Source organism: Oleiphilus sp. HI0117, assembly GCF_001635235.1.
In genome coordinates this window covers 1-5621 of the sequence record NZ_LWGA01000995.1, presented here as the reverse complement: position 1 = coordinate 5621, position 5621 = coordinate 1, and the positions used below count along the sequence as shown (strand labels likewise).

Annotated in this window: 2 protein-coding genes; one reads left to right on the top strand and one right to left on the bottom strand. The window is 42.7% G+C overall.

The features are described 5' to 3' along the window. Window positions 1-688 (top strand): glycerophosphodiester phosphodiesterase (locus tag A3757_RS17945; protein ID WP_068740032.1); only part of this gene is annotated, 688 nt, incomplete at its 5' end. 94 nt (window positions 689-782) lie between these two features. Here the strand turns inward: A3757_RS17945 and A3757_RS26955 are convergent. Beyond that, window positions 783-5597, bottom strand: a complete 4815-nt coding sequence (locus tag A3757_RS26955) for a hypothetical protein (RefSeq protein ID WP_231878314.1) — start codon at window positions 5595-5597, stop codon at window positions 783-785. Window positions 5598-5621: the final 24 nt, after the last annotated feature.

The following is a 5621-nucleotide window of genomic DNA, read 5'->3' as shown; positions in this document are numbered from 1 at the left end:
GAACGAAGCGCCGGAAAACACTGTAACGGGCTTTATTCATGCTCAATCAAATGGCTGTTTGGATTTCGAGTTAGACATTCAATTATCTTCAGATGGAGAGTTGGTAGTCTATCACGACCGAAATTTGTCACGCACAAGCAACCTGCAAGGCAAGATAGCTCATTATCCCTATTCTTTTCTAAGCAAAGTTGATTCCCGACATAATACACCAGGCTGGCACTCTCCCTGTTACATTCCACACCTACAAGAAGTGGTAGATAGCGTACCAAATACTCGAAGCTGGCAATTTGAAGTAAAGAACGATCATCGGCATGTATTGAAACTAATTGTAAAGCGATTACAAGATTTTTTTCGCAGTAATAATCTTTATGATAAGGCAACGGTTACTTCTGCCAGCCGCTGGATTCTACATGAAATAAACCGATTATCGCCAGAAATAGACACCGGCTATGTCGCAGAATACCGGTATCGCAGGCCATTGAAGACCGCTGTATCGCTCGATTGCAAGCTACTGGTCATCAACAACAGGTTGATTAGCCCAACCTTATTGAGAAACGCAAAATCTTATGGGCTTGAGGTATCATGTTGGACGGTGAATAGTATTGAAAGAATGGAAACCCTAAAAGCAATGGGCGTTCATAGTATTATCACTGATATTCCGAGCTCTGCACTGCATCACTTTAATTAGATATCGCGCTTTCAAACAACTAAGCTAGGCAAGCCAAAAACGGCTACTTACCATAAGGCTAAGAGCGGAACATAATCACCCTTAGCCTTCATCTTTAATTCAAATACGCTTCCTGAAAATCTGAAACCCCATTATCATTAGAGTCCGAATTGTCAGGTTTAGTATTTAACAGATACTCTTCGATATTTGTTAAATTATCCTTATCCAAGTCTTTGAACTTATCGCTTGGGTCACTATCATCCAAGCCGTAAAGCATCTCGAATATTCCCGGCATCCCGTCTGAATCTTGATCCGTCACACCGATAGGCATTATATCGACGAGCGAGTCATACACACTTAATAACGCAAAGTCACTCTGGCCTGCGACTTGTTGCGGCAAGACTTTCATCATTAGCTCATCTTCTGTGGCTTGCTGTATCAGATACTTTGTTGGTTCGCCATCATCTGTAGGCTTATTGTCCTCGATATAGACTGCCCGCGTTTCTTGAGAGTTAAATAAAGAACTAGGATCGTCAACGATAGCAATGAAGTGCTGATTTTCTTCATGAAGATCATAAAACGTCGAGTATTCAGCTAAACCGTATGATTTATGCAACAAACTGCCTGCCACCGGCGCCTCTAGTGAAGCCAGAGTAAGTTGATGTCCAGATCCGAAGTAGATCAATTCACCATTTTCAGATAACTGAATGGGCCCGCTAAGCGGTTTCTCTGATGATTCAAAAATAGTGGATATTTCATCAGAGGCAATACCAAACGTCGATAAGTCCAAGGTCATTGAAAGTACTTCATTGTTTGGATGATTATCTACACGAACAACTGCAAGAATATCAACCAAAGTAGTGCAGCTGTCATTGCGACAGGCTAATTTAATACTGTCTGGCAAAACATCATATTCGATGTCCACAATACTACCAAGCAGCGCGCCAGCAGCATCAAACATAATCAATTTGTAGCGCTCTTCTAAAGCGGTGGAGTTTCGTGTGAAAACAAACAAGTTATCGCCCAATCCACTTATATGTACAACATCTGAATCTTCAGCAGCGAGCTGAACAAACGGAACCAAGGGGCTGTCACTTTCAAGATTTTGATAATAAATAGCTCCTTCGTCATCTGCAAAATATAACCTTTGTAAGCTTCCTGAAAGCGCGGTTACTACATCACCACTTACCGGTGTATGCGGGAGATAATACGATGTATCTTCAGAAGCCTCCATTCGATATCTGATGATTCTATCCCAGCCTTTACCGGAAAACGTTACGACATTTTGACTCCCTGCACTTATATCATCCCAGCTGGCATTGCGAACTTGGTCGATAGAGGCCTGCCCCGCCATCCACGCGGAATAGCACTTCCTGTCAGAAGGATCATCATTATCAATTACGCCATCAGTTAATCTATGACAACTCCTATCAAGTGGAAAATGATCAAACATCTCTTCCGAGCTTTCCGTGACGTACCGATCAGGTGCGCCGTCTGCATCACTATCTATCTTTGACGGGTCTGATATATATGAAAGTTGAACGCAATATTCACTGTTTCCTATGTTACTAAGTCGATATTCATCAGCATTACAAGAGGCTGTGCTCTCAATTAATCTCGGAGGGTTTGCGGAATCATAAATAACTTCATAACGAGATTCGGTGTCATTATTTTGATTGCCATCAAACAAGCCATCTCCATCTGTATCGTTCTTAGCAGGATTACTTTGGGTAAGCAGCACTTCAATACCATCCGGCAATCCATCAAAATCAGTATCTGCAACAATAACTGAAGAATCTTCATTATTTTGATCTAAGTCGTTGACATACAGATCATCATCTATGTCTTCATCGCCATCACTAAGGCCATCCCCATCGGTATCAGCCCTTAAAGGGTCAGATACTTTAAAGTTTTCTTCGTTGGATTCCAGCTCCTGGTAACTTGTATTGATATCGAGCGGATTAATATCAAAACGGGTATCACCATAGGTTTTCTCAATCAGCATGAGCTCGGTATAATCAGTAAGCCCGTCACCATCACTATCCGCTAGAGAAGGATTAGAGATATATCGAATATGAATTTTACCGATAACCTCAACACCCGCATCAAGCTCATCACCTTCAGCAACAAATGGCTCGTTTAACGAAGTGCCAGCATCATTGACTACAATTCTCGCGACGTCTGTAACGAGATATTCGTAGGCAGCACCCTCGAAGCTATTGGAAGGCGGATTCCAACCAGTAACACCACTCTTTGAATTAAGGTCTATATCGAGATCACGACCAGTCTTGAGCAACGTTAACTCATCAAGACCGAAACCATAGACCCACACTTCATCTCCATCTTTAAGCCCATCAACATCACTATCGTTATTGTCAGGCGAGGTGCCTAAAATATGAACCTCAATGCCATCTAATAACGAATCGTTGTCGCTATCAGGCTGCAAGGGGCTATCATCCTGCCCATCCGCTAGAAAATCATTGTCAGTATCTGGATTTAGTGGGTCAGTTAACGATAACGTAAGTTCTTCATTGTCATCGATCCCATCAAGATCAGAGTCTGCTAAGAGAGGATTGGTACCTATAGCTAGCTCTTCGCTATCAGTAAGCTCGTCGCCATCTGTATCTGAACCAAGGGGGTCTGTGCCTTCCTGATCAGCTCGATTAATTTCATCAAAGTCTGAAACACCATCTTGATCGCTATCCTCTGGACTTGGGCATGATACAGCCTGATAGGCAATGCACGTCCCATAACCCAACTCTTCGATATTGCTTAAGCCATCACCATCTTGATCATCAAGGGCATCATTAACTTCATTGCCATCGCTATCAACAGTATCGAAAAGAGTGAAGGAAAGATTAAGCTCAACATAGTCGCTCAAACCGTCGCCATCACGATCTTCGTCACCATCTCTTATACCATCATCATCTGAGTCAGTATCAAGAGGATCTGTTCCCGTAATCAAAATCTCCTGCCCATCGCTTAGACCGTCGTTATCACTATCGCTGAGTACAGGACTAGTTAACTGATCTGCTATTGAAATGGGAGTACAGAGAACTTCGCTTAACTCAAGACCTAGTTCAGTAGCATCATTCAGGCCATCGAAGTCAGTATCACTTTCAGCAGGATTACTTACTCCAAGTTCTATGAAATCACACAACAAGTCACCATCTGTATCTAAGAATAACGGATCTATTGTTAGGTTTACGTCAGGCTTACGTAAACGAAAATCGTCTGAATAACTGTCATAGACATAAGTGACCTCTAAAACGTCAGAAAGCCCATCACCGTCACTGTCTGACAACCTTGGGTCTGAAACCGGGTTTAGATTAGGAAGCTCGGAACATGATACAGGATCGCCTGACAAGCCAAGCTCAAATGCGTCACTTAATTCGTCAGAATCAGTATCGCTAAGTGCAGGGTCTGTTTGAAGATACTCACCATCTTGATCGTAAATATCTTCAAAAATATCACAAATCAAATCACCATCAGTATCTATGTTATTAGGGTTTGAGCCAACCAAAGTAACTTCGACATAGTCAGATAAACCATCTGAGTCGCTATCGGCATTATTTGGGTTAGAATTGCTATGATTTAGCTCGTAGCTGTCAGAGAGGCCATCACTATCACTATCAATCTCACCATCTAGCAGGACTCCATTACGCGACATACTGTCAAGCGGGTCGCCACCAAAGATTACTTCCTGGCCATCTTTAAGGCCGTCACCATCAGAATCAGGGTTAAACGGGTCAGTCGATGCAAAAAACTCCTCTCTATCATTTAAGCCGTCTTCGTCTGAATCGAAACTGAGAGGATCACTGAACACGTCCCCCTTGAAAAGAGCATCACAATTTAATGTAACGATACCCAGCTCTCTGCCATCTGTTAAGCCATCGCCATCCGAGTCTGAATTCAATAAACCTGTTCCTGTTAACTCGAGTTCTTGAGCATCACAGATAAGGTCGCCATCAGAATCATTGTTATCGGGATAGCTGCCTATCGTAATAATCTCATCATAGTCACTTAAGCCGTCGGCATCGGTATCACCTGAAGTCAGGCTGACTCGATGCTCGATACCCAGGCTGTCGGTAAACGAGTATTGTTGTTCGAACAAATCCGATAAACCATCTAGATCCGAGTCCGAAGGCGTAGGACATTCATCACTCACATCAACACAGCTACCTAGACTACGTTCCAATGAATTGCTTAGGCCATCATCATCCATATCTTCGCTATCTGAATCAAAGTCCCTAGCAATTATGCTATTAAAATCTGTTGAAAAGTCATACTCTTCAGGCTGGTCGAAGTTGGAAAACTGAGCAAGCGTACCTTCTGCAAATAAGGACTCCCACCATTGAGGTAAGCCGTTGTCATCGGAATCTCCAACTTGAACCACATCAAACCTTAAGCCGGCAGAACCGCTTTCATCAATATTTGAAGGCTGAGTTAGAGCCAAAACATTAAACCCGGTAGGTATTAGAGCAACAAGCTCACGACCGTAATAACTTTGCTCAAGACTCCACTCACCTGTAAGGCCATAACTTAAGCGTAATGCATTATTAGCGCTCATAGATTGAATATGATGATCCTGGTGATAGATACCCAGATTAAAATTACTGCTATTGTCATATTCGAAACTTAAATCATTCGTGTCAAAGATAACGCCGTTCGAAATATAGAGTTTTGAACCAGCGACCTCTTCTTTCACATATAAGGGTGACACGAGTGTTTGATCTGATTCAAAAATAGTTTGTGACAAACTCTTACCAGGAACATCCACGACAAGTTGCACCAACTCACTGCTATTACTCCTAAAGCCCCATAGTGCTGCGCTATCGGCGTTCTGCCACACGACCGAAGACAATTGAATATTACTTGAGAATGGTGACACATTAACCGGAGATTGGCCTGCCCCCGCATCTTCAAACATAAAGATATTCTCACTAGCGCCGTC

What these genes read in the sequence shown, in the direction of transcription:
- A3757_RS26955 (WP_231878314.1), bottom strand. Translation starts at nt 5,597, where the DNA reads ATGTTTGAAGATGCGGGGGCAGGCCAATCTCCGGTTAATGTGTCACCA.